This is a genomic window from Ruminococcus sp. AM26-12LB (genome assembly GCF_003480785.1).
GTDB lineage: Bacteria > Bacillota > Clostridia > Lachnospirales > Lachnospiraceae > Blautia_A > Blautia_A fusiformis.
In genome coordinates this window covers 105,704-128,647 of record NZ_QUJX01000006.1, presented here as the reverse complement: position 1 = coordinate 128,647, position 22,944 = coordinate 105,704, and the positions used below count along the sequence as shown (strand labels likewise).

General features: G+C 41.9%; 24 protein-coding genes. 12 read left to right on the top strand and 12 right to left on the bottom strand.

What is annotated here, in order from left to right:
* Nucleotides 1–33 precede the first annotated feature (33 nt).
* The 4 genes from DW694_RS06140 to DW694_RS06125 all read left to right on the top strand — a co-directional run bounded on the left by DW694_RS06140 (nucleotide 34) and on the right by DW694_RS06125 (nucleotide 4,088).
* Nucleotides 34–453, top strand: coding sequence for a hypothetical protein (locus DW694_RS06140; protein ID WP_021652042.1), 420 nt, complete (start codon nucleotides 34–36; stop codon nucleotides 451–453).
* Nucleotides 454–620: 167 nt separating this feature from the next.
* Entirely contained in the window at nucleotides 621–1,853 is a 1,233-nt protein-coding gene (locus tag DW694_RS06135) for an MYG1 family protein (protein WP_114001617.1), read from the top strand.
* Nucleotides 1,854–1,928: 75 nt separating this feature from the next.
* Nucleotides 1,929–2,159 (top strand): hypothetical protein, encoded by a 231-nt coding sequence (locus DW694_RS06130; protein ID WP_015525138.1) that lies wholly within the window; start codon nucleotides 1,929–1,931, stop codon nucleotides 2,157–2,159.
* 174 nt (nucleotides 2,160–2,333) lie between these two features.
* Nucleotides 2,334–4,088: an alpha-amylase family glycosyl hydrolase gene (locus DW694_RS06125; RefSeq protein WP_118752704.1), complete on the top strand. Its 1,755-nt coding sequence runs from the start codon at nucleotides 2,334–2,336 to the stop codon at nucleotides 4,086–4,088.
* Between the two features lie 220 nt (nucleotides 4,089–4,308).
* On the opposite strand, the gene DW694_RS06120 is transcribed toward DW694_RS06125, so the two are convergent.
* On the bottom strand, nucleotides 4,309–5,634 hold the full coding sequence (locus tag DW694_RS06120) for a citrate/2-methylcitrate synthase (RefSeq protein WP_353615803.1): 1,326 nt from the start codon (nucleotides 5,632–5,634) through the stop codon (nucleotides 4,309–4,311).
* Between the two features lie 564 nt (nucleotides 5,635–6,198).
* Between DW694_RS06120 and DW694_RS06110 the strand changes: the two genes are divergently transcribed.
* The 8 genes from DW694_RS06110 to DW694_RS06075 all read left to right on the top strand — a co-directional run bounded on the left by DW694_RS06110 (nucleotide 6,199) and on the right by DW694_RS06075 (nucleotide 12,351).
* Nucleotides 6,199–6,870, top strand: a complete 672-nt coding sequence (locus tag DW694_RS06110) for a response regulator transcription factor (RefSeq protein ID WP_118752702.1) — start codon at nucleotides 6,199–6,201, stop codon at nucleotides 6,868–6,870.
* On the top strand, nucleotides 6,867–7,877 hold the full coding sequence (locus DW694_RS06105) for a HAMP domain-containing sensor histidine kinase (RefSeq protein WP_118752701.1): 1,011 nt from the start codon (nucleotides 6,867–6,869) through the stop codon (nucleotides 7,875–7,877). Before DW694_RS06110 ends, DW694_RS06105 begins: the two co-directional genes overlap by 4 nt.
* Before the next feature lie 198 nt (nucleotides 7,878–8,075).
* Nucleotides 8,076–8,717, top strand: coding sequence for a GNAT family N-acetyltransferase (locus DW694_RS06100; RefSeq protein ID WP_118752700.1), 642 nt, complete (start codon nucleotides 8,076–8,078; stop codon nucleotides 8,715–8,717).
* 23 nt (nucleotides 8,718–8,740) lie between these two features.
* Nucleotides 8,741–9,613, top strand: a complete 873-nt coding sequence (locus tag DW694_RS06095; protein ID WP_118752699.1) for a DegV family protein — start codon at nucleotides 8,741–8,743, stop codon at nucleotides 9,611–9,613.
* A gap of 174 nt (nucleotides 9,614–9,787) precedes the next feature.
* Nucleotides 9,788–10,135, top strand: coding sequence for a molecular chaperone Hsp90 (locus DW694_RS06090; protein WP_118752698.1), 348 nt, complete (start codon nucleotides 9,788–9,790; stop codon nucleotides 10,133–10,135).
* Nucleotides 10,136–10,139: 4 nt separating this feature from the next.
* Nucleotides 10,140–10,712, top strand: coding sequence for a class IV adenylate cyclase (cyaB, locus tag DW694_RS06085; protein ID WP_118752697.1), 573 nt, complete (start codon nucleotides 10,140–10,142; stop codon nucleotides 10,710–10,712).
* A 390-nt stretch (nucleotides 10,713–11,102) separates the two neighbouring features.
* Complete coding sequence (gene rhaD / locus DW694_RS06080) at nucleotides 11,103–11,933, top strand: rhamnulose-1-phosphate aldolase (RefSeq protein WP_118752696.1); 831 nt, start codon at nucleotides 11,103–11,105, stop codon at nucleotides 11,931–11,933.
* Nucleotides 11,934–12,093: 160 nt separating this feature from the next.
* The gene (locus tag DW694_RS06075) at nucleotides 12,094–12,351 is read left to right on the top strand and encodes a hypothetical protein (protein ID WP_015525151.1); all 258 of its coding nucleotides are present in this window, start codon (nucleotides 12,094–12,096) and stop codon (nucleotides 12,349–12,351) included.
* A 222-nt stretch (nucleotides 12,352–12,573) separates the two neighbouring features.
* On the opposite strand, the gene DW694_RS06070 is transcribed toward DW694_RS06075, so the two are convergent.
* The 11 genes from DW694_RS06070 to DW694_RS06020 form a co-directional block, all read right to left on the bottom strand.
* Nucleotides 12,574–13,635 carry a tyrosine-type recombinase/integrase gene (locus tag DW694_RS06070; protein ID WP_022427274.1) on the bottom strand — a complete coding sequence of 354 codons (1,062 nt, stop codon included), beginning with the start codon at nucleotides 13,633–13,635 and terminating at the stop codon, nucleotides 12,574–12,576.
* 213 nt (nucleotides 13,636–13,848) lie between these two features.
* Nucleotides 13,849–14,298: a D-aminoacyl-tRNA deacylase gene (gene dtd, locus DW694_RS06065; RefSeq protein ID WP_118752695.1), complete on the bottom strand. Its 450-nt coding sequence runs from the start codon at nucleotides 14,296–14,298 to the stop codon at nucleotides 13,849–13,851.
* Nucleotides 14,295–15,722, bottom strand: a complete 1,428-nt coding sequence (locus tag DW694_RS06060) for an AI-2E family transporter (protein ID WP_092069996.1) — start codon at nucleotides 15,720–15,722, stop codon at nucleotides 14,295–14,297. The genes dtd and DW694_RS06060 overlap by 4 nt, the downstream gene beginning before the upstream one ends.
* A gap of 173 nt (nucleotides 15,723–15,895) precedes the next feature.
* Nucleotides 15,896–16,537: a cytidylate kinase-like family protein gene (locus tag DW694_RS06055; protein WP_022427272.1), complete on the bottom strand. Its 642-nt coding sequence runs from the start codon at nucleotides 16,535–16,537 to the stop codon at nucleotides 15,896–15,898.
* A gap of 102 nt (nucleotides 16,538–16,639) precedes the next feature.
* The gene (locus DW694_RS06050) at nucleotides 16,640–17,554 is read right to left on the bottom strand and encodes an RluA family pseudouridine synthase (RefSeq protein WP_015525156.1); all 915 of its coding nucleotides are present in this window, start codon (nucleotides 17,552–17,554) and stop codon (nucleotides 16,640–16,642) included.
* Between the two features lie 47 nt (nucleotides 17,555–17,601).
* Nucleotides 17,602–18,072, bottom strand: a complete 471-nt coding sequence (gene lspA / locus DW694_RS06045) for a signal peptidase II (RefSeq protein ID WP_242872557.1) — start codon at nucleotides 18,070–18,072, stop codon at nucleotides 17,602–17,604.
* A gap of 62 nt (nucleotides 18,073–18,134) precedes the next feature.
* On the bottom strand, nucleotides 18,135–19,226 hold the full coding sequence (gene aroB, locus DW694_RS06040) for a 3-dehydroquinate synthase (protein WP_092069990.1): 1,092 nt from the start codon (nucleotides 19,224–19,226) through the stop codon (nucleotides 18,135–18,137).
* A gap of 20 nt (nucleotides 19,227–19,246) precedes the next feature.
* On the bottom strand, nucleotides 19,247–19,999 hold the full coding sequence (locus DW694_RS06035) for a YlmH/Sll1252 family protein (RefSeq protein ID WP_021652062.1): 753 nt from the start codon (nucleotides 19,997–19,999) through the stop codon (nucleotides 19,247–19,249).
* A gap of 4 nt (nucleotides 20,000–20,003) precedes the next feature.
* Entirely contained in the window at nucleotides 20,004–20,657 is a 654-nt protein-coding gene (locus DW694_RS06030) for a cell division protein SepF (RefSeq protein WP_021652063.1), read from the bottom strand.
* Nucleotides 20,658–20,681: 24 nt separating this feature from the next.
* Nucleotides 20,682–21,374: a YggS family pyridoxal phosphate-dependent enzyme gene (locus DW694_RS06025; RefSeq protein ID WP_015525161.1), complete on the bottom strand. Its 693-nt coding sequence runs from the start codon at nucleotides 21,372–21,374 to the stop codon at nucleotides 20,682–20,684.
* Between the two features lie 19 nt (nucleotides 21,375–21,393).
* Nucleotides 21,394–22,836: an HlyD family efflux transporter periplasmic adaptor subunit gene (locus tag DW694_RS06020; protein WP_118752694.1), complete on the bottom strand. Its 1,443-nt coding sequence runs from the start codon at nucleotides 22,834–22,836 to the stop codon at nucleotides 21,394–21,396.
* Nucleotides 22,837–22,944: the final 108 nt, after the last annotated feature.

Genomic DNA, 22,944 nt, shown 5'->3' with positions numbered 1-22,944 from the left:
AAATTATTATATGTGTCTAAGGAGGAAAACAGGATGGTTGAACTGATCGTAGGAAAGAAAGGCAAAGGAAAAACAAAAGTACTATTAGACAAAGTAAACGGAGCTGTTAAGGACGCCAACGGCAGTATTGTTTACTTAGACAAGAGCACCAAGCACATGTATGAGCTGAACAACAAGGTCCGCCTTATCGATGTTTCCGGATTTCCGGTTAAAAATGCGGACGAGTTTGTAGGATTTATCTGTGGTATCCTCTCTCAGGATCATGATCTGGAGCAGGTATATCTGGACAGCTTCCTTACAACAGCCAAGCTTGAAGGAAAGGATGCAACCGAAACACTGGATCAGTTAAGTGCCATCGGTGAGACCTTCAAAGTTTCCTTTATTATCAGTATGTCTCTGGATAAAGAAGAAGTTCCGGAAGCATATCAGGATAAAATTATCTGCGCATTATAATAAAATTGAATATGAACGTCCTATTTTGTACATAAAGCATAAAAGAACGTAAATTTTTAAAGGGATCTGTCCTCAGGACGGATCCCTTTTTAACTGTAGGAAACTTTGTTTATTCTTCATTTCTGTGGTATACTGAAGAGCAGAATAAACACACAGGAGCGTTTCATATGAATCATTTACTGGAAAAAATCAAACAAAAAAATGCATCCGCATTCACCCACAGCGGGAAATTTCACGCAGACGATGTTTTTTCTGCCGCTCTGCTTTTATATCTGAATCCCGAGATCACCATCACACGTGGAAACCAGGTTCCTGAAAACTATGAAGGTCTTGTTTTTGATATTGGCAGAGGACAGTATGATCATCATCAGAAAGACAGCCGTATCCGCGATAATGGCGTCCCATATGCGGCCTTCGGCCTTCTCTGGGAAAAGCTTGGACCGGAAATCCTAGGTGAGGAGCTGGCACTAAAATTCGATGAATCCTTTGTCCAGCCTCTGGATATCAATGATAATACCGGTGAAAAAAATGAACTTGCCACACTGATCGGCAATTTTAATCCGGGATGGGATTCCAAAAGCAGTAATGACGAAGCCTTTTTCCAGGCAGTCAGTGTGGCAGGCATGATCCTGGAAAATAAATTCGAGCGTTACCTTGGAAATGAACGTGCAGACAGACGGGTGGAAGAAGTTCTTACAGAACATGCTGCTTCCCTCGCTTCGGGCGATACCCCGGCAGAAAATACCAATATCCTTATACTTCCGGAATTTATTCCCTGCCAAAAACGCCTTTCGGAAACCAACATTGCTTTTGTGATCTTTCCGTCCAACCGGGGCGGTTACTGTATCCAGCCACAGAAAAAAGAATATTCCATGAATTACAAATGCAGTTTTCCTTCTTCCTGGCTTGGCCTGGAAGGCGAAGAGTTATCTTTGGTAACCGGTCTTAAAAGTGCAGCCTTTTGTCATAAAGGAGGATTTCTCATGACCTGCGGAACCCTTGAGGATTCTGTTCTTGCCTGCAGGAGCAGTCTTGCCGCCTTCCATGAAGAAGCTGTGATCGTAAGCCTTGGCGGAAATAAAGAAACAGACATGCTGCTTCAAAAGCTTCCGGATCTTTCTTCTGCCAGGATCGTACATCTGCCGGTTCCCCAATTACCGGAGCTGACTCTGAACGGAATCTACGGAGAACTCTCCATGGAAAAGACAGAATGGAAAAGCTTTATAAAAGACAGGATTAAAGAAATCCTCCGCTACAAACCGGAAGCAGTTTTTGCAGATAATGCCATGTTTTCCCTGTATCCCATCGTTCATGCTCTGCGAAAAAAACATATTCCCGTTCTTACAGCAGTAGAAAAAGACGGACAGAAGCTTCTGGTACGGATCCCATCCGGTTCTTAAAGATCTTAAACATGTAATTAATTGTATTTACAGATATATTCACATTGCGTATTTATACAGAAAGAAGGCATGTTTATGCGAGAAGAAAAATTTAAAATGGAAAGACAGGGGCTGATACAGGTGGGAGATAAAGTAAAGATCTCCGAATTTCTCTCTGCCACAAACTACAGCTATATCATTGAGCCTGCAGTAGCCATGTCTGGCTGCTACAGAAACGCAGACCGCATCAGATCCAAAGAGGGGATCATCAAAAGCATTGAGCATACGCCACGCGGCTTTATAGTTACTGCAGAATTTGACGAATAAACATATGTCCATCAGGTAAGATCCGGCAATTAGCAATATGCCGGATTTTTCGCTGAAAAACTGGCTGATTTATTCTGGATTATATTATAGGAATCTGGTATTATAGAGAAGATATTTGTGTAATTTCTCTAATTATCAGGAAATTGCAAATTTTTAGAACAGAGGTGTAATATTATGAGCTGGTACAACGAAGCAATCTTCTACCATATTTATCCACTTGGACTTACAGGCGCTCCAAAAGAAAATGATTACGGAACTCCTGTACATCGACTGAACACACTGCTGCCGTGGATTGACCACATCAAAGAGATCGGATGTACTGCCTTATATATAGGGCCGCTTTTTGAAAGTGTCGGACATGGCTATGAGACAACCGATTACAAAAAACTGGATTCCCGTCTTGGAACTAATAAAGATCTCACCAATTTTGTAAAAGCCTGCCATGAAAAAGGCATCCGCGTGATCTTTGATGGTGTATTTAACCATACAGGCCGTGATTTCTTCGCTTTTAAGGATATCCAGAAAAACCGTGAGCATTCCCCTTACGTTAACTGGTACTGCAATGTAAATTTCGGCGGAAATACCGAATATAATGACGGTTTTTCCTATGAAAACTGGGGTGGATACAATCTTCTTGTAAAGCTGAACCAGCGCAATCCGGAAGTACAGAACTATATCTGTGATGTGATCCGTTTCTGGGTTTCCGAATTTGATATTGATGGAATCCGCCTGGATGCCGCTGATGTTCTGGATTTTGATTTCATGCGTATTCTACGTCATACCGCAGATGAGGTTAAGAAAGACTTCTGGCTTATGGGAGAGGTCATTCACGGAGATTACAGCCGCTGGGTAAACGGACAGACTCTTCACAGTGTAACCAACTATGCCCTTCACAAGGCACTTTACAGCGGACATAATGACCACAACTATTTTGAAATTGCTCATACAGTAAAATATCTTCAGAATATGGGAGATCTGGACCTCTACAATTTCGTGGACAACCATGACGTAGAGCGAATTCATACCAAATTGCAGAACAAAGCACATTTTGCTCCTGTACATGTACTTCTTTATACTTTACCTGGCGTTCCAAGCATTTATTACGGCTCAGAATTCGGTATTGACGGAAAAAAAGAAAAATTTTCCGATGCCAGCTTACGTCCGGCACTTGATCTTAACGATTATGCGGATGCTGCAACAAAGAACCCATGTACTGCACTGATCGCAGCCCTCGGAAAGGTCCGCCAGGGAACTCCTGCATTAAGCTACGGTTCCTACGCAGAACTGGCTCTTACAAACCGTCAGTTTGCCTTTGCAAGAGATCTGGAAGGCATACGAGTGATCGTTACTGTGAATAATGATGACAGTGATTCAGAGATGAACCTTCCAACAGGAAGTGCTCCGGAATACGTAGGTGCCCTCACAGGTCAGAAGGTTTCCGCACAGGGCGGACGGATCCGTGTCCGTGTTGCAGCAAACAGCGGTGAGATCTGGCTTCCTGCAGGAGATATGCCGGAATATAAGCCGGTTCAGACTAATGTTCCGGAAACTGCCGCAGCAAAAGAGAATGAAAACGCTGCATCTGGGGCAGAAGAGGAGCAGGCGGCTGAAAACAACACTGTAACAGAAGCTGCCCCGGAAAAAGAAGTTTCAAACGCTGAAAATACAGATAAAGCTTCTGACAATACAGCAAACCCAGCGGATGTTCCGTCAACTCCTGAAGCAGAATCCTCCAATCCACAGGAAACGGAAACGGTCACTGCGCCAAATCCGCACAAAACACCAGAAGAAATGACAGTAGGCGAACTTCAGGCTGCTATCCTTGCAAAAATGGCAGGAAACGGACCCGTAGATGACCAAATGAAAAAGACCGTATACGACAACATCTGGCATGATTCTCTTGTAAACTGGCTGAAGAGCTTCCGATAGGAAAAGAATAATAAAGTAAGATTCCATAAAAAACAAGGCAATCCGATCATATCTTATGCGGTGAGCCTTGTTTTTTTGTGAAAACAGATATTTATTTTACATAATATATATTATGTATAGTTATGATCCTGTTTTTCTGTAATTTAGGAGAACAAAAAAACAGCAGAGATTTCCAACTTAAATAGGTCAGAAATCCCCACTGCTTTTATCATTCTGTTTATTATCTCTCATCAAAAGGTACAAAATCTGCATGATGCCCCACATACTTATAAGCAGGACGGATGATCTTATTGGCACTGATCAGCTCTTCCAGACGATGTGCACTCCAGCCAGGCATACGTGCGATGGCAAAGATCGGAGTAAAAAGTTCTTCCGGAATACCAAGCATTGAGTAAACGAAGCCACTGTAGAAGTCAACATTTGCGCAAACATTTTTGAACAGCTTTCTGTGTTCCATGACCAGTTTTCCGGCAATACCCTCAACCTTATCATAGAGCTTAAATTCATCTATCATTCCTTTTTCCTCTGCAAGAGCCTGTGCAAAACGTTTCAGGATCACTTCTCGCGGATCGGAGAGTGTATAAACTGCATGTCCCATACCATAGATCAGACCTGCATGATCAAATGCTTCTTTATTCAGTATTTTCTGCAGATATGCTGTGATCTCCTCATCACTTTCCCAGTCCTTTACATTGGCCTTCAGATCTGTAAACATGTTCTGGACCTTCAGGTTGGCGCCACCATGACGCGGTCCCTTCAGTGAACCGATGGATGCAGAGGTAGAAGAGTAGCTGTCTGTTCCGGAAGATGTTACTACATGTGTGGTAAAAGTAGAGTTATTACCACCGCCGTGCTCTGCATGAAGTACAAGTGCGATATCAAGGACCTTAGCCTCAAGCTCTGTATAATTGCCGTCCGGACGAAGCATCAGAAGGATATTCTCGGCAAGTGAAAGCCCCTTCTGCGGATTGCGGATAAAAAGTGTCTCGTCTTTACGGAAATGACGGTATGCGTGATAGGAGTAAACCGCGATTTCAGGAAGCTTAGCGATCAGTTCCAGAGACTGGCGGAGTACATTCTCCACAGAAATATCTTCCGGGTTATCATCATATGTATAGAGAGCAAGTACGCAGCGCTCCATAGCATTCATAATATTGGCATTGGTTCCCTTCATGACAACGTCACGGACAAAACGTCCTCCCAGATCCTCCATGTCAGAAAGAAGCTCAAGAAATCTGGAAAGCTCTTCCTTGCTGGGAAGCTTACCGAAAATCAGAAGATAGATCGTCTCCTCAAAACCAAAACGTCTGTCCTTCAGTCCGTTTACGATATCCTGCACATCGATTCCCCGGTAATACAATGCACCGTCTGCAGGAATACGTCTGCCATTGACCAGCTTATAGCCGGTAACATCGGAAATCTCAGTAAGACCTGTGAGAACACCTTTACCTGCGGAATCACGAAGTCCTCTTTTTACATCGTATTCCACATAAAGGTTGGGATCGATGTGATGATTCTCTACCAGTTCCTTTTCAAAGAATTTCATTCTGCCTTTCAGCTGTTCGGAGTCCTCCAGACTCATCATTTCATGCTTTTTTTCCATAATCTTTTTCCTCGTTTCCCCATTGTATATTAAAAAACACTGATACAGTTAAGATTGGTTACATCTTTGTAATCAGTGTTCGGGTATGGCATACATTTGTGTTTACCTGGTTAATAATTCTACAGTAAAAGTTCCGAAAATGCAAGAGGGTATTTCTTTTTTTCGTGTATAAATATTCATAATATGACCTAATTCATCTATTATTACATTTATTCATCAAAATCCGTCTGGTTTCCACAACGAATCTATGTTATGATTATTCCGTAATTTTTCTTATAATAGTAGTTTGTTTCACATCGGACTGCTGCCGCCTATCTCTTTCACTTGCTGTCGGAATCGGATTCACCACAGCAAGTGAGAGCGGGGTCTGGGATATTTTCCCGTCGATCATACAGTCCGTTTTTGCGCAAAATGTAGTTGCTGTTGTATTTATCATATCCATTGTTTTAAGCTGTATCCTGCTTGAAAACATGGACATTGAAAAGATCAAGGAATAGGGATGTAAAAATGTTTAAAATTCTCATTGCGGAAGATGACCTGGAACTCCGCCAGCTTTTCCGGCATGTCCTCTTAAAAAACGGTTATACAGTAAAAGGGGTCTCTGACGGGCAGGAAGCGCTGGATGCCCTGGAAAAAGATTATTACGATCTGATTATTTCGGACATAATGATGCCCAACATGGATGGCTATGAACTGGTCCGCTCACTCAGAGATGCCGGAGATTCCATTCCTGTACTTATGGTCACTGCCAAAGATGCTTTTGATGATATGCGTATGGGATTTCTGTCCGGTACCGATGATTATATGGTGAAACCGGTCAATATCAATGAACTGGTTTTGCGGGTAGGTGCACTTCTCCGCAGAGCACAGATGATCAATGAGCGGAAACAGCGAATCGGAGATACCATTTTGGAGTGCGATTCCCTGACGGTCTCCACCTCCTCGGAAAGTATGGTACTTCCTCAGAAAGAATTCATGCTCTTATATAAGATGGTTTCTTTTCCGGGAAAAATCTTTACCCGGCAACAGCTTATGGATGATATCTGGGGATATGATTCCGCAAGCGATGCCCACACAGTAGATGTCCACATTGGAAGGCTTCGGGAACGCTTTCGCGATAATCCGGATTTTAAGATCATGACGATCCGTGGAGTTGGATATAAGGTGATAAAGGCATGAAAAAGAAACCCTTCATAAATTTAAGCATTCGTTTACGTTTTATCTTTATGATCATGTCGGAGCTCGCCTGTGTATCTCTGATATCCTGGCTTGTTATGGATGTGCTGCATATTTCAGACGTTCCGAACATCGTATGGATCATCCTGGCCAGCGTGACCGCAGGGGGTGTCCTTAACAACTTCCTCAGTATCCGGTATTTCGGTCCTGTACTAAAGCTGAAAAAAGCCATGCAACAGGTTGCTGAAGGTGATTTTTCCGTCCGACTGGAAACGGAAAAGCAAATGAAGGAAATCCGGGATATTTATTCTAATTTCAACCTGATGGTCCAGGAACTGGAAGCAACGGAGATTCTGCAGACAGACTTTGTTTCCAATGTTTCCCACGAATTCAAAACTCCCATCAGTGCCATTGAGGGTTATGCAACTCTGCTGCAGGATGGTGACATACCTATATCAGAAGAGCAGGAGCAGTACATCAGCAAAATCCTCTTTAACACCAGAAGGCTTTCCCACCTGGCAGGAAATATCCTGCTACTGTCCAAAATCGAACACCAGTCGATCCAGACCCGTCAGAACTGGTACCGTCTGGATGAGCAGATCCGACAATCCATTGTTATGATGGAACCGAAATGGTCAGAAAAAGAAATTGAATTTGATGTGGACATGATGGATGTGGAGTATCTTGGAAACGAAAATCTCATCTGTCATGTATGGGACAATCTGCTTTCCAATGCTATCAAATTCAGTCCCTGTGGTGGTACGATCTATATCCGGATGATGCCGGAAGGAGAAAAGATCCGTTTTTCCATAGAAAACGAAGGCCCCCAGATCAGTGAATACTCCATGAAACATATCTTTGACAAATTTTACCAGGGCGACAGTTCCCATAAACAGGAGGGAAACGGTCTTGGACTTGCCCTTGTAAAACAGATCCTGAACCTGTGTAAGGGAACTGTTTCCGTGGAAAATATTCCCGGAAGCGGCTGTCGTTTTACTGTTATACTGTAAAACAAATATTTTACACATATCCATAAAACCCAAAAACAGCGGACACCTTATTTTTCATGAGGTTCTTCCGTTGTTTTTTATTTATATAAACTTTTTCATAAACTTCAACAATTGTTGAGAAACAGTTGATGTTAAGTTGCAGATCATCTTTTAAAGTATAGGATAGTTATTTATGAAAAAATACAGGAGATATGGACTATGTTATTAAAAAAAGCACCTGCCTACCGGAAAGCAGAAAAGGAAGATTTTTCAATGATCCGGGAATTTATCCGAAGAAATTATAAAGACCGCTGGGAGTTTGAGGAAACACATACCGAAAAACGTCTGACCAGACTTTTCTTTTACACCTATATGATATACAGAGATAGCGTTACCGTGGCAACCTACCGTGATCAGGTAGTTGGGGTGCTCATTACCGGTAAAGAACTTCATGGCCATTTTGCCCCGGTTTTCCGTTTGAAAAAAGGCTATCATTTCCTGCGCCTGAAGTTTACTAAGGAAGGCCGGAAGAATCTGGAGCATTTTAACAAACTTCAGGATATGAAAAAACAATTGACTGTTTCCCCGGAGAAACCGACTCCCGGAAATATCCTCTTTCTTTATGTAAGCAAAGATTACCGCAGAAACGGAATCGGTACCGGGCTTCTCAAACAGATTTCAACAGAGAAGGATACGGATTATTCCATATATATGGACCAGCTGGATCAAAGAACCTTTATGGAAAGTCATGGTTTCGTAAAGAAAAACGAGGTTTCCCAGATGCGGGAGCTGAACAAAAAACGCTTCCGGGAAAGTGTAGCTCTTTACAAAAAAGAACCGCGTTGCGAAACACATTCATAAATTACGCAGGAGATAAATGGAAAATGAAAAAAATTGGAATCATGGCTGACAGCCACAGTGGCATTTTAAAACAAGAAGCAGAGGGACTGGATATTCATGTCCTTCCCATGCCTTTTTATCTGAATGGAGAACTGTTTCATGAAGACCTGGATTTTTCCAGAACAGGATTTTATGAGAAGCTGCGTGAAGGAGCAGATGTTTCAACTTCACAGCCTTCCCCACAGGAAGTTATGGAAATGTGGGACGAAATGCTTTTATCTTATGATCAGATCCTCTACATTCCGTTGAGCAGTAGTTTAAGCGGTTCCTGCATGACTGCTGCCGCCTTGTCTCAGGAACCAAAATACGAAAACAAAGTGTTTGTGGTAGATAACGGGCGTGTTTCCACACCCCTTCACCGTTCCATTCTGGATGCGATAGACCTGGTGGAAGATGGATATACAGCACCGCAGATCAAGGATATTCTGGAAGCATCCCGCGAAAAAACCGTGATCTATGTCGGATTAAGCACACTGGAATATCTGAAAAAGGGAGGCCGTATCAATACCACCACAGCACTGGCCGCAAATCTTCTCAATATCAAACCGGTTATGAAATTTGGAACCGGTAAACTGGATGTTTTCCAGAAATGCAGAGGCATGAAAAAATCAAGAAAAGCCATGATCGATGCTATGCACAGAGAATTGGAAACAACTTTCAAAAAAGAATATGATGCCGGAAAAGTATATCTTATGGCTGCCTCCAGCAGCACTGCGGAAGTTACCGCAGACTGGATCTCACAGATCCGGGAAAGCTTTCCGGGAATGGATGTGATGTGTGATGATCTTTCCCTTGGACTTTCCTGCCATATTGGCCCGGACGGACTGGGAATCGGATGTTCCTGCATGCCTTTATAAAAAACGTCTCAATATTTTCTGCAAATAATCCAGGGTTGTGGTATGATATTGTTATCAATACATAACAGGCAGATTTTATCTGTTATTATAGCACTTCCAACCATTCATGTTCTGCACAGCTGAACTTGATGCAGTAATTTCTGGGAGTGCTATGATCAGAAGGGAGAAATTATCATGGCAAAAACAATTAAAGAATTAACACAGGATCTTCTTCAGGCATCATCTGCATGCAAAGAAGTAAAAGAAGCGGCACAGAATTATCTGGATGCGGCAGGAACTGAGAAAGAAGCAGATGCGGCAACTGCTTACGTAAAAGAGCTGGAAGCAGATATCATGCCCATCGACGGACTGATCTCTTTTGCAGGTTCTGACATGGGCGCACAGGTATTTGGCGCAGATGACGCAAAAAAGATCCTGGCTCATGCTGAGGAGATCAAAGCTTCCGGTGCAAAATACTGTGACTGCCCAGCATGTGCAGCCTGCGAAGCACTTCTGAACAAAAAAGCAGAAATTCTAAAGTAATCACATGGCCCAGTTTGAAATTGAGATCAAGCTTCCATTAAAGAATCTTAAGGAAACCCTGAAATTTCTGACAGAGCAGGGATTTCAGGAGACAGCACAGATCCAGGAAGAAGATACCTATTTTAACAGTGTCTATCATGATGTAAAAAAACGTGATGAAGCACTGCGTATCCGAACAAGCACAGACTGCAGATCCGGTATTTCTAAGACTCAGATTAATTTTAAGGGGCCCAAACTGGATAAAATCTCCATGTCCCGAATGGAACTGGAAACAGAAGTATCCGATGCAGAAGTGCTTAAAAATATTCTCATCCATCTGGATTTTTCTCCGGTAGCGTCGGTCATGAAAATGCGAAAGTATATGAAATGTGGCAGATTTACCGCCTGTCTGGATCATGTAGAGGGGCTTGGAGACTTTCTGGAGCTTGAGGTGATCGCAGAGCAGGAAAGTGAGCGGAAAGAAATTTTATCCAAAATGGAAGATCTGCTTGCCATATTGGGATATCACATGTCGGACACTGTACAGACTTCTTATCTCAGTATGCTTCAGCAAAAATTAAATAAAAATCTTCTTTAAACCAGCAGGAATATTTTCGGGTGAGTATCAAAGGTACAGAATACGGAAATGTTCCTGTTTTTTCTTTTCTTACAATTCTTCGGCGTTCCAAGTTTATCTACCATACTATAAATCCCACATCACAAAGCAACAACAAACCACATTCAATGTACATGTCATTACTATTGACCAATTGTGTTTTTTGTTGTTTTGTGTTTATTTTCATGTGGTTTATTGAATGTTTACAAGATTTTTCGTATTTTATATGTGGATTTATTTATATTTTTTCAAAAAAGCCCTTTACAAATCCACACAATCGGGCATATAATGAAGTCACAAACAACAAGAAGGCATATTAAAGCAATCGCAAACACAACAACAAACCACATTTAAACACGGAGGGAATATATTATGAAAATTCTTGAATCTAAATTCGTACAGGGCTTTATCAAAATGGCAGACGATGGATATCAGCAGGGATGGCACGAGAGAAACGGCGGAAACTTAAGCTATCGTCTGAAAGCAGAAGAAGTAGAGATGATCCGTCCACGACTGAACGCCCCCGGAGAATGGACCCCTATCGGTGTTGAGGTTCCGGGACTGGCCGGAGAGTTTTTCCTGGTAACAGGAAGTGGAAAATACTTCCGTAATATCATCGTTGACCCGGAAGTATGTCTTGCGATCATCGAGCTTGACGAAACAGGAACCAACTACCGTATCCGCTGGGGTCTTGTGGAAGGCGGTCGTCCGACCAGTGAGCTTCCAACTCATCTGATGAACCATGAAGTAAAGAAAAAACTTACCAACGGAAGACATCGTGTTATTTATCATGCACATACTACCAATACCATTGCACTTACCTTTGTTCTTCCTCTGGATGACAAAGTATTCACCCGTGAACTCTGGGAATCTGCAACAGAGTGTCCGGTAGTATTTCCGAATGGTGTGGGAGTTATCGGATGGATGGTTCCAGGCGGAAGAGATATCGCTGTCAAAACCGCTGAACTGATGAAAAAATATGATGTGGTTATCTGGGCGCATCATGGTATGTTCTGCTCAGGCGAGGATTTTGATCTGACCTTCGGACTTCTTCATACCGTTGAAAAATCCGCAGAGATCCTGGTTAAGATCTTATCCATGGCTCCTCAGAAACTGCAGACCATCACACCGAATGACTTCCGTGCTCTTGCAAAAGATTTCAAAGTAACTCTGCCGGAAGAATTCCTTTACGAGAAAAAATAAATTCTTCGGCTACACAGTTTTATATTATATAACTGTACTCCTATCTGAAACTTTATCAGAAACAACCAAATATTTGCTGATTTTTGCTGATAAATCTGGTATGATAAAAACATATCTGGTTTATCAGCAAATTAATATCAGAAAGGATATGGGATAAAGTATGGAAGAATTATATAAAGCGATCGAAGAGAAGATCAAAGCAAGCGGATACCCGCGAAAGATTTCCGGAGAGGACGTTTACGACGACATCTGTGATCAGATCGATGGGAAAGAGAATGGAAGCTATGTGCTGCTTTCCAAATTTGATGATGATGTGATCTTTGAATATCATATCTCAATTATGGACAGTGAATTTAATCTGGGTGTTCTTACCATGCGTACTCCGGAGGGTGTATTCGAGACAGATTTTGACAAATAAGTTAAGTACGGATTTTGATTTTGGGTCATAGATATAATACAGATGTCCACAACCACTGCTTAAAGTTTTTTTGAACCCTACAGGGAATTTGAGATTTTCTTGATCTGATTAAATATGTAGAGGCAGTTGATTTACATAATTTATATTATGTGAACCAACTACCTCTATATTTATATGCACTGTATGCCAAACGAATCAGTTGCTCCTCAGTCCCATTATTCATCAGTCCTCGCGAAGACGTACTGCCTTGGCCGCCTGACGCCGTCTGGCATCATCCAGAGCCGCATAATGCTTCTTAGTAGTATTGACATCCTTATGACCCAAAACATCCGCTACAAGGTAAATATCACCGGTTTCCTGGTACAGGGCAGTACCATAGGTGCTGCGAAGCTTATGCGGGGTGATCTTTTTTGTAGTTGTGATCTCCCTGGCATATTTTTTAACCAGATTCTCGATAGCCTGAACACCGATCCGGCGGCGTTGGGTAGAATAGAAGAGAGCGTGCTCATGGCCTGCCAGAGGCGTAATATTCTCCCTGACTTCCAGATATTTCTTCAATGCTTTTTCTACTTCAGGACCAAAGTATACAACCATTTCATTTCCGCCTTTTCGGGTAACTTTGATTCCATTGTTTTTGAAGTCTACATCCTCAACATCCAGTCCGACACATTCCGATACTCGGATCCCGGTACCAAGAAGGAGAGTAACAATAGCAAGATCTCTGTCCTTCGTTTTTTCATGGTACATCCGTTTCTGCCCGGTCAGCGTATCTCCGCAATGCTCAATATAATCCAGCAGCATGGCAACCTCATCTGTATCCAGACGAATAATATTCTTATCATGGATCTTGGGCACATCGATCAGAACAGACGGGTTGGTGGTGATCATTTCATGTTTATAATAGTAAGCATAAAAACTTCTTAAAGCAGAAATTTTACGTTTGACGCCACGTTCACCATTTGTTTCCGTTTTGGAAGAGTCCGCGGATTTATAAACTTTGAGAAATTCTTCATATTCCTCAAGATCAACAGCCTTGACCTGATCCAGAACATCAACTGTGAAATCCGACATGGTTTTGTCTTTGAACATTGGATTTTGCTCCAGTAAAAACTGGAAAAATATACGAATGTCATATGCATAGGAAATTCTGGTCTTGGTTGTAGTCGTTGCATCAATAGCCCGGAAATAATCCCTGCAAAATGGCGGAAGCGTTTTTAAAACCTCACGGAGTTTTAAAGTATTGTCAATGTCATTTTGTTCGTGGTAAGTAATTTTGTTATCCATAAAAACTCCTTAATATATAAATTTGCAGGAAATACCTGAAACACCTGTTAAAAGAAGTGGTTTTACACTCATCTATATCTATACGACAAACCCGAGTTTTTCAAATAGATGGGTAGCATAAACAGCTACTTCCTGCAAAATTGCCTGTTTTTGATAAATTTTCAAGTAAATAAAGTGCCTCCTTATGGAAGCACTTTTTATTATTATTTGTCGTTACCCTCTGAGGTTTTCATCAAAAATAACGGTAAACGGCCCGTCATTTTCCAAAGATACTTTCATATCTGCACCAAAAATTCCGTGTTCCACAACCGGAACCTGTTTACCGGCTTCCGAAATAATATATTCATATAATTTATTTGCTTCATCCGGTGCACCGGCTTCTATAAAGCTTGGACGGTTTCCCTTACGGCAGTTTGCATATAAGGTAAACTGTGAAACCAAAAGCAATTCCCCGTTTACATCTGACAGAGACAAATTGGTCTTTCCATTTTCATCCTCAAAAATACGAAGTCCCAGAAGCTTTTTCAGATACCAGTCTGCATCCTCTTTGGTGTCCTCACGGCCAACGCCGATCAGAACAAGAAACCCTTTTCCGATTTTTCCGACAATTTCTCCGTCTACTTTGACTTCTGCATGATTTACACGCTGAATTACAAATTTCATAACCTGTTCTTCCTCCGTCTCCGTCTGTTTTTCTGCTTCAATCGAAAGCCTATATATTTCGCCTGAATAAATTTAACTAAAAATGTAAACATTCGTTTAATTTCATCCCAAGCCCCGGACCAGATTCTGTTTTTTTCCGCTTTTACTGTAACTTCCTGTGCTTTTGATACGGATTTTTTCACCGGCATTGGCAGGACCTTTCCGGAAACGGGGTCTACACAATCAATATCTCTATAAAACTCAGCATCTGCAGACATATCTTTTTCATCAAGACTACGTCCGATCAGCTTCCATACGGCAGCATTCAGCACAGCAAATACCGGAACTCCAACGATCATTCCCGGAACTCCAAATAAACCACCACCGACCATGATTGCAACAATAACCATAAAGCTGGACAGTCCGGTCGACTCACCCAGGATCTTTGGTCCAAGGATATTTCCGTCAAACTGCTGAAGGATCAGAATAAAGATCAGGAAATACAAGCTCTGAATGGGATCTACCAGCAAAATAAGAAGAAAACACGGAACTGCTCCCAAATATGGCCCGAAAAACGGAATAACATTTGTAACTCCAACGATCACACTGACCAGAATCGCATATGGGGTTCCGATGATCGATGTTCCAACATAACATAATACACCGATAATTGCGGAATCCAGGATCTTTCCGCTGATAAATCCACCAAAGGTTTTATGCGTAAAACGCATGGAATGAACAAGAAAGGTTGCCCATTTGGTTGGAAGAACTGCATAAACAGCCATTTTTGCCTTGGCAACAAATCCCTCTTTATCCGCCAGTATATAAAGAGATACGATCGCTCCAATAAGGAAATTCTTCAGAAAAACAAGAAGATCCAGAAAGCTTGCGGATATATTTTTCATCATAAACTGCATCTGGGGAAGGATCGTATTTGTCAGATACTCCTGTAATCTGCTGGAATACTGATTGATCTGGCTGATCATATCCGGATTCAATTTCCATCCCTTTTCCACGACGGAATTTAACCAGTTTTCCACTACACTTACATAATGAGGAAAACTGTAGATAATATTCATGATGCTTCGAATCAATTGAGGAAGGATCATCATGACAAGGGCATAAATGACCAGAAACATAAGAAATACAGAAAGGATCACACAGATCCAGCGTACTACTTTCCTCCCCTTTTTCTGAAGTGTTTTATTCCTTTTTTCAAAAATCGGAAAAATGATCTTCCGCTCCAAAAAATTAACAATGGGGGTTAGCAGATATGCTATGGCAGCTCCGTAAATGATCGGCGCCATAATACCGAAAAATGTTTTAATTCCGGTGATCAGAGATTTCATATGGAAAATCCCGTAATAAAATAAAATACTGGCAGCAATAACCAGAAATGCAGTCACACCTAACTGCACATAGCGATGGTTCCAACGAATTTTCATAGTAATTTCCTCCACCAAGTGATTATAACATAGCATCTCTGGTTTGTGTCTAAAAAAAACATAAACATTATTTTCCAATAATAACCTGCAAAGATAAATTCCGACTTCAGGGTATCGCGCTGATACAGAAAACACCCCGCCATAAAATGGCAGGGTGCCTAAAAATCTGATGTTTATTTTTTCAGGCTGTCATAAATGTGAATGGCTTCGATAATTGCCTTCGCAGTTCCATCAATGCCAAGCTTGCTGCTATCCAGACAAAGATTATAGCTGTCCGCAGATCCCCATTTCTTGTTGGTATAATAATTATAGTAGCTGGAACGGCTTTTGTCTGTTTTGTTGATCATGTCCTTGGCCTCTTTGGCATTTTTATTGTATTTCTGAGCAATACGGTTGATACGCCAGTCAAGGTTTGCATGAACAAATACACTGAAACAATCCGGATTATCTGCAAGTGCATAATCCGCACATCTGCCGACCATTACACAGGGACCTTCTGAAGCCAGCTTCTTGATTGCCTCAAACTGTGCAAGAAAAATCTTATGGTTCATAGGCATGTCTGTAAATCCGGCTGAGGAATACCCAAATGAATAAGTATCCATTACAAGAGAATAAAGAAAACTGTTTGTTGGCTTCTCATCATGATGCTCAAACAGCTCCTTGCAGATCCCACTGTCATTGGCTGCGTGCTCCAGCAGCTCTTTATCATAGCATTTGATTCCAAAATATTTAGCAACTTCCTGGCCGATCTGTCTTCCGGCGCTGCCATATTTACGACCGATAGTAATAATAGAACTTGTTGTATTGTTACTCATAACAGCCACATCCTTTCTGCTCAGATTCAGCGAATTTGCAAATATTAACTCCGCTTCCTCTTTAATATAGTTATTATACACTATATTCCACAAGTTTTCCAGCTATTTTCGCAATTTTGTCAGCAATTTAACAAAATATTCCGGAAGTGGGGCTGTAAATTCCATATATTCCCCGGTACGTGGATGAACAAATCCAAGGATCATTGCATGAAGTGCCTGTCCCTCCAGATGATAGGGATTTCTGGATGAACCATACACCGTGTCCCCAAGAAGCGGATGTCCGATACTGGCCATGTGCACACGGATCTGGTGGGTACGACCTGTTTCAAGACGACATTCCACATACGTGGCCTCGCCAAAACGTTCCAGCACTTTGTAATGTGTTATTGCATCTTTACCATTTTTATGATTGATGGCCATTTTTTTACGATCTGTCGGATGTCGTCCAATAGGTCCCTCTATGGTTCCCTCATCCTCTTTCAGATTTCCCTGCACAACTGCCCGGTAGCGTCTGCGGATACTGTGACATTTCAGCTGTTCTGCCAGATCCCGGTGAGCAATATCATTTTTGCATACCAACAGTGCCCCGGTGGTATCCTTATCAATTCTGTGGACAATTCCAGGCCGCATCACTCCGTTAATACCGGAAAGGCTGTCACCACAATGTGCCATAACAGCATTGACCAGTGTTCCCTGATAATGCCCGGCTGCAGGATGTACAACCATCCCTTTGGGCTTATTAACGATCAGTACATCTTCATCCTCGTAAAGAATATCCAACGGAATATCCTCCGGAACGATATCCGGCTCACTGGAATCCGGGATCTCCAGATGGATCCTGTCATTTTCACGGACCTTATAATTAGATTTGGCAGCCTTCTCTCCCACGGTAATCTGTCCTTCTTTCAGAAGTTTCTGAAGGAAAGACCTGGAAAGACCGCTGTCTTTCTCAGCAAGATAGCGGTCGATTCGTATACCTGATTCTTCTTTTTCTACTGTATAATCATATATTTCCATTTATATCTCCTACAAGAACAGATAAATGCATTATATCTCTGCCCGGATCACTGTTTGATATTCAGAAACGCAAAATCATCATCTCTGTATTTCGTGCATACAAACAGGATCAGAAAAATTCCACTTACAACCACATAAACATCCGCAAGATTAAATACCGGAAAATCGATCAGGGAGAAATAGATAAAATCGATCACATACCCTCTGAAAAAACGATCGATAAAATTTCCCAGTGCACCAGCTGCAAGTACTGTAGCAATGGTGAGCAACGGCAGATAAAACCGCTCTTTCGGAATACGGATCCATGCATAGAGGATCACTCCCAGAAACAGTACACTCACAATGGCAAAAAAGAGTACACTTCCCTGAAACATTCCAAACGCAATTCCCCTGTTTTCCGGATAGAGATAATGAAGTTCAAGTACGCCAGGAATCAGCGAAACCGATGGTTGTCCTTTCAGATACAGATATGACAGCCATTTTGCTCCCTGATCCGCAGCCACGAGTAAGATCAGCAAAAAAATGTCCCCCGACATACACTTACTAAAAGACATTTTCTGATGATGGTTAACACGACTGATCATAGAGTTATCTCCTGAATACAGGAAAGCATTTCTTCATCGGTAACTGTTTTGTCGATAAAGCTTTTTCCGATACCATCCATCAGGATAAACCTGATATGTCCCTGTTCCATTTTTTTGTCTTTCTTTGTTGCGGAAAGAACTTCTTCCGGGATAAGACCATCTACATGCACCGGAAGATCGTAATCCGAACATCCCTGGCAGATTTCCTGATATTCCTCTTTGGTCAGAAGTCCTCGTTTCATGGAAAGATATGCCGCTGCCACCAGTCCGACTCCCACACACTGTCCGTGGAGCAGGGTGAAATTCTTAAGTTTTTCTACTGCATGCCCCACAGTATGTCCCAGGTTAAGAAGCGCACGCTCTCCCTGTTCCTTAGGATCACGCTCCACAACGCCTGCTTTGATCTCACAGCATCTGCGTACCATTCTGGCAATCTGTTCCATATCCAGCTTTTTGATCCCTTTCTGCTCACAGCATACATAGCGGAAAAAATCTCCATCACAGATCAATCCTGTTTTTAAAATCTCACCCATTCCGCAGGCAAACTGTTCTGCCGGAAGCGAAGAAAGAGTGCTTAGATTCATATATACAAGACGTGGCTGGTGAAAAGCTCCTACCATGTTTTTGTACTGCTGAAAATCTACGCCGGTTTTTCCGCCAACGCTGCTGTCTACCTGTGCAAGCAGTGTTGTCGGTACCTGAATGAAGTCAATCCCCCTGAGATAAGTTGCCGCGCCAAATCCGGTAAGGTCTCCTACCACACCACCGCCTAATGCAACAAGCAGACTTTTTCGGTCAAGACCATTTTGGATCAGGGCCTGATACAATGCCGAAACGGTATTAAGGTTTTTGTTTTTTTCTCCTGCCTCAAAGGTGAACACAGAAATATCGGAACTTACCTCACTTAAAACCTGTTTTACAGATTCTTCATACAGTGGTCCCACATTAGAATCTGTTACAATGCAGATTTTTCTGTCAACAAGTCCTTCTTCCTTCATAACCTGTGCCAGATTAGAAAAATCTTCTTCAAAACAGATGGGATAATGAAAATCACCTTCTCGTTTTACAAGTAATTTTGATGCTGTCATTGCGTTTTCCTCCTAGCTGTTCAGATATAAAGCAGAATCCGTACCCCAAGACGTCCTTTTTTTGTCTGACGGGATACTCCATCATAAATAAAACGTCCCTTTTTCCGAACGGATATGATGTCTCCCTCTTTGGGCTCATAACCATTGGATGTGATCAGTTTTCCATTTACAAAAACAAGCCCTTCTTCAATACAATGCACAATACTGCTTCTGGAAGTCCCAAAAGCCAATGCGATCAGAGAATCCAGGCGTACGGACGCACAGGTTCCACTAACTGGTTTCAGTTCCGGCCTCGGAAGATCACCCGGATCTTCTATCTTCGACGCCACAACTGTGGTATGTCTTACACGACACAGATTCTCCAGAAAAAAATCTGTCATCTGACGCAGACAGAAAAAACTCGCAGTATGATCTTCTATAAGAATATCCCCAACAACACTCCTGTCAACGCCAAGATTCAGGATCGCTCCCAAATAATCCCGATGTGTCAGATCTTCTGAAAATTTCACTGCTTTTGGCTCAAGCCGGATACAATCAATGGGATAATCCCATGTAAAAGCAAGAGCATCAGGGTGAAAGGCTACCATCTGACGCTCTGCATTCTCATATCCGCCAAAACCTTCCGCTGTAACACCCAGCTTATGAAAATTCTGACTGTTTAAAATATTCCGTTCATTTAAATTAAGAAAATCCGTAAATGTGGTAATATCTCTCTGATAGGCCAGATTTGCCAGTTCACGGATTCTCTTAACAAAAAGTTCTTCTTTATCCATGAGGTTAATAACCCACTCTAACAGACGGCACAGAACCGCCAAGGATATTCTGAAGATCACCTGTAATATCTACATTATATGGTCCAAGTACAAAAATATAGCTGGATACCTGCTGAAGGCTTCCTCCAAGTGAATAACATGCACCGGAAGTAAAATCGATGATCCTCTGTGCAAGCTCCACATCGATTCCTTCAAGATTCAGGATCACGGTAGAATTATCGACCAGTGTATCCGCAATTTCTCTTGCTTCCTCCATGGTTGTAGGCTTGATCACACAAACTTCCATATTTGCAGCCTGGGAAGAACGCTTGCTTGTACGCATTGGGGTAATCTTGGAAGAAGGTGCCGGTCTGGAAATACGTTCCTGCCTTGCCGGGGCCTTGGCTGCAGCTGTCTTTGCAGATGACTTAGCAACAGGTGCCTTAACCGTTTCATCTTCCGGCTCATCCTCCAGAAAATCCTCTTCCTCGTCATTTTTTTTCTTGGAAAATTTCTCAAAAAATTTCTTCTTTGGTTTCTCTTCCATATCATCATCTTCATCGAGGAAATCGTCATCATAATCGTCCTCATCCTCAAGAAGGCTATCATCTAACAATTCGTCATCGTCATAATCGTCGTTCAGTTTGATGGCATCTAAAAACTTGTCTAAAACGCCCATTTTAAATCTCCAATCTTATTAGTCTTATAATGCGTAATTTCTTGCACCAAAAATACCAGTGCCTACACGCACCATCGTAGCGCCCTCCTGCACGGCAACCATGTAATCTCCGGTCATTCCCATACTCAGAACACTCATAGTAACATTATTAATGTTTTTAGCAGCAATGTCAACACTTAATTTCTTAAGTTCACGGAAAATTTCGCGATTTTCCTCTGCATTATCAACATAGGGAGCAATTGTCATGAGCCCCTTTATCCGAATGTGTGAAAAATCTGCGATCTGTTCTATAAGCGGTAAAACTTCTTCCGGTTTCAGACCAAATTTACTTTCTTCCTGCGCTACATTTACTTCTATAAGGATCGGAACAATAACCGCTTTTTTCGCTGCTTCTTTTTCAATCGTCTCGGCCAGGCGAAGCGAATCTACAGAATGGATCATTGCAACTTTATCCACAATATATTTTACTTTATTACGCTGAAGATGTCCGATCATATGCCATTTGACATCTGAAGGCATCTGATCATATTTATCCACGATCTCCTGCACTTTGTTCTCTCCAAAGACACGTGCTCCGGCATCATAAGCCTCCTTCAGCATCTCCACCGGTTTGGTTTTGCTTACTGCGATCAGTGTGACTTCATTCGGATCTCTGTTAATTTTATTGCAGGATTCATTAATATTTTTCTGCACCTGTGCCAAATTTTCCGCTACCATGATATAAATCCTCCTTTAATTAGTAAAGTATATCCTGTTCACTTACTTTATCTGCATTTTTCACAATACGGTCATATCGGACAAGCCCATTATAGGTTTCCTTTGATACAACCGCATATTCCTCATTTTCATCCAGGATCTCGATCCGGCGGAATACCGCATATCCCTGATTGACACAGAAAACTCCCTCCAGAACTTCTGTATCTCCGATGATAAACTTCTCTCCACTATCCGGCTCAACAAGAGCATCGCCTTCTTTAAATTTATTCTTGTCTACGTAATAAATATAGCTTGTTTCCTGTGTTTCTTTGTCTGTGATCTCATCACGGCCATAAATACCGGCACTGACAAAGGTTGTCGTACTGTCGCCTTTTTTATTTCTGCCGGAAAGCATAAATCCGGATTGCTGTGTTTCATCATCCGTCGTAAGATATTTGGAAGGTATTGCATAAAACTCCTTCGTTACGATAGAAGATAACGGGATCTTTAAACCTGTCACATTGTTCGTGACAAGTTCTATTTCCAGAAACCGGTCTGACGCATATCGGATCAGTCCCTTATTAAAATCAATCTTACCGTATTTAGCCCCATCGATCTCCATGATTGAAAAGTCTCCTGTCTGCGTCAGATCATCTTTCAGGAACTTGACGCGGATCGATGTACGCTCCTTCAGATTAGCAGCCTGCTTCTCACTTAAAGGGATCAAAAGACTCCAGAGTTCATCTGTAATGATCGTATAAATATCATCTCCGGCCTTTATCTGTCCATCTGTTTTCAGATCCGTTTCCTGATAGGAATTCTGATCAAAATCAGCAGCTGTGACATTATCAACGGTTTTGGTTTCGTAGCCATCTGTAGAATACAGGATGATCCCGTCTGTCTGCGCACGGCGGATATTTGGATCACTGGAAACTATAGTTGTAACTGTGGCTTCCTCTCCATCTTCAGACGTCGTGCTTGCAGAAGAAGCTCCCGAACTGTCTGAAGCATACTGAAGGATGCTTCCATTGAGCTGATATTTAAAACTATAGGCACTGTTGAATTTGCTGGGATCAAATCCTTTGGAAAAGCTTTGCATATTACTGCGTATATCCGCCAGTTCCTCTCTGCTCAGAGAGGTTACATTGTCTGCAGATCTTGAACTGTTCAGGCTGTAGACAGCACCGTTGGCATTGATCTTGGTACCTTCCCTTGCGTAATATGTAACGTAACCGCCCGCATCTGCCTGCACTACGTTCTCTGTCATGATCGCCAGCCCTGTGTATGTCTCATTCATGGATAACGGACCGGAGGGAACCTGATAAGATTCCATATGAGAAGCTGTAAGATAAAGAATCACACTAAAGATCATATAGATAAAAATTGCTCCGAACATTACAGTTCCAATGTTCAGACCAAAAATTTTACGAAGCTTTGCTAAGAATCCCGGAGTTTTTCCGGAATGTACTTTATTATCCGGCAAATGAATGCCTCCTTTACATCGTTCATCTCTTAAAGTTCGTTTTATTGTAACATTTTATTTAAATGAATACAAGCTTTAAAACGTGCGAACATACTTTCCGAATATCCG

What these genes read in the sequence shown, in the direction of transcription:
- DW694_RS06070 (WP_022427274.1), bottom strand. Translation starts at nt 13,635, where the DNA reads ATGGATAACAAAATTACTTACCACGAACAAAATGACATTGACAATACT.
- DW694_RS06060 (WP_092069996.1), bottom strand. Translation starts at nt 15,722, where the DNA reads ATGAAAATTCGTTGGAACCATCGCTATGTGCAGTTAGGTGTGACTGCA.
- DW694_RS06125 (WP_118752704.1), top strand. Translation starts at nt 2,334, where the DNA reads ATGAGCTGGTACAACGAAGCAATCTTCTACCATATTTATCCACTTGGA.
- DW694_RS06140 (WP_021652042.1), top strand. Translation starts at nt 34, where the DNA reads ATGGTTGAACTGATCGTAGGAAAGAAAGGCAAAGGAAAAACAAAAGTA.
- DW694_RS06130 (WP_015525138.1), top strand. Translation starts at nt 1,929, where the DNA reads ATGCGAGAAGAAAAATTTAAAATGGAAAGACAGGGGCTGATACAGGTG.
- dtd (WP_118752695.1), bottom strand. Translation starts at nt 14,298, where the DNA reads ATGAAATTTGTAATTCAGCGTGTAAATCATGCAGAAGTCAAAGTAGAC.
- DW694_RS06135 (WP_114001617.1), top strand. Translation starts at nt 621, where the DNA reads ATGAATCATTTACTGGAAAAAATCAAACAAAAAAATGCATCCGCATTC.
- DW694_RS06075 (WP_015525151.1), top strand. Translation starts at nt 12,094, where the DNA reads ATGGAAGAATTATATAAAGCGATCGAAGAGAAGATCAAAGCAAGCGGA.
- DW694_RS06055 (WP_022427272.1), bottom strand. Translation starts at nt 16,537, where the DNA reads ATGAGTAACAATACAACAAGTTCTATTATTACTATCGGTCGTAAATAT.
- aroB (WP_092069990.1), bottom strand. Translation starts at nt 19,226, where the DNA reads ATGACAGCATCAAAATTACTTGTAAAACGAGAAGGTGATTTTCATTAT.
- cyaB (WP_118752697.1), top strand. Translation starts at nt 10,140, where the DNA reads ATGGCCCAGTTTGAAATTGAGATCAAGCTTCCATTAAAGAATCTTAAG.
- DW694_RS06105 (WP_118752701.1), top strand. Translation starts at nt 6,867, where the DNA reads ATGAAAAAGAAACCCTTCATAAATTTAAGCATTCGTTTACGTTTTATC.
- DW694_RS06030 (WP_021652063.1), bottom strand. Translation starts at nt 20,657, where the DNA reads ATGGGCGTTTTAGACAAGTTTTTAGATGCCATCAAACTGAACGACGAT.
- DW694_RS06095 (WP_118752699.1), top strand. Translation starts at nt 8,741, where the DNA reads ATGAAAAAAATTGGAATCATGGCTGACAGCCACAGTGGCATTTTAAAA.
- DW694_RS06035 (WP_021652062.1), bottom strand. Translation starts at nt 19,999, where the DNA reads ATGGATAAAGAAGAACTTTTTGTTAAGAGAATCCGTGAACTGGCAAAT.
- DW694_RS06120 (WP_353615803.1), bottom strand. Translation starts at nt 5,634, where the DNA reads ATGAAATTCTTTGAAAAGGAACTGGTAGAGAATCATCACATCGATCCC.
- DW694_RS06100 (WP_118752700.1), top strand. Translation starts at nt 8,076, where the DNA reads ATGTTATTAAAAAAAGCACCTGCCTACCGGAAAGCAGAAAAGGAAGAT.
- DW694_RS06090 (WP_118752698.1), top strand. Translation starts at nt 9,788, where the DNA reads ATGGCAAAAACAATTAAAGAATTAACACAGGATCTTCTTCAGGCATCA.
- DW694_RS06050 (WP_015525156.1), bottom strand. Translation starts at nt 17,554, where the DNA reads ATGGAAATATATGATTATACAGTAGAAAAAGAAGAATCAGGTATACGA.
- rhaD (WP_118752696.1), top strand. Translation starts at nt 11,103, where the DNA reads ATGAAAATTCTTGAATCTAAATTCGTACAGGGCTTTATCAAAATGGCA.
- DW694_RS06025 (WP_015525161.1), bottom strand. Translation starts at nt 21,374, where the DNA reads ATGGTAGCGGAAAATTTGGCACAGGTGCAGAAAAATATTAATGAATCC.
- DW694_RS06110 (WP_118752702.1), top strand. Translation starts at nt 6,199, where the DNA reads ATGTTTAAAATTCTCATTGCGGAAGATGACCTGGAACTCCGCCAGCTT.